This is a genomic window from Streptomyces sp. adm13(2018) (assembly GCF_008042145.1).
GTDB lineage: Bacteria > Actinomycetota > Actinomycetes > Streptomycetales > Streptomycetaceae > Streptomyces.
This window is the reverse complement of the sequence record NZ_RDBH01000175.1, coordinates 1-773: the sequence shown is the minus strand read 5'-3', so window position 1 is coordinate 773 and position 773 is coordinate 1. Positions and strand designations below refer to the sequence as shown.

2 pseudogenes are annotated in these 773 nt (G+C 72.2%); one reads left to right on the top strand and one right to left on the bottom strand.

From position 1 onward, the window contains the following. Nucleotides 1-124: pseudogene (locus EAO70_RS35160) on the top strand (acyl-CoA dehydrogenase family protein); the annotation flags it as partial. Here the strand turns inward: EAO70_RS35160 and EAO70_RS35155 are convergent. Then, nucleotides 109-726 (bottom strand): annotated as a pseudogene (locus EAO70_RS35155) (Rossmann-like domain-containing protein); the annotation flags it as partial. The pseudogenes EAO70_RS35160 and EAO70_RS35155 sit on opposite strands and share 16 nt — an antisense overlap. Nucleotides 727-773 lie beyond the last annotated feature (47 nt).

Sequence of the window (773 nt, the reverse complement as noted above, 5' to 3'; positions counted from 1 at the left end):
GGTCCGCGACGGCGACTTCTGGGTCCTCAACGGCGTCAAGCGGTGGATCACCAACGCCGGCGTCTCCGAGTACTACACCGTGATGGCCGTCACCGACCCCGACCAGCGCTCCAGGATCGTGTCGAAGGAGCCGTTGCTCAGGGTCATCCCGGTGGCGACGACCACGTCGGCCCGGTCGAGGACCTCGTGCATGTCGTCGGTGACGGGGTCGCCCCACTGGGTCGCCCTGAGGTTGAAGTCGCAGGGCAGGGGTTCGCCGCCACGCTCGCGGATCGCCGCGACCAGGGGGTTCACCACGCCGATGAGCCCGACCTGGGCGCCCTCCTCGATGTCGAGAAGGCCGGCGACGGCCGCGTCCCGGGCCCTCGCCCGGAGCTCCGGAGTGCCGCTCGGCAGGGTCACCGGCTCGGCGTCCCCCTCTTCGGCGGCGGCCCGGTGCGGTCGGGCGTGGGAGAGGTAGGCGTCGAGGGCGGCCGTCCGCAGGGGGCGGGGGGCGTCACGCAGCAGGACGTCCAGGGGAGCCCCCGAGGAGGCGCGGGATATCTCCGGAGTCAGCTCGCCCGACTCGAACGCGCAGCCGCCGAAGGCCGCTCCGACGCGGACCAGGACGTACTGGTTGAGGTAGGTGGTGTCCCCGCCGGCCAGGCGGGTTCCGTGGTGGATCCAGAACACGCTGGTCGCGACGAGTTCGGCGGGGAGCGGGCCGTGTTCACCTGGTGGATCCAGAACACGCTGGTCGCGACGAGTTCGGCGGGGAGCGGGCCGTGTTCACC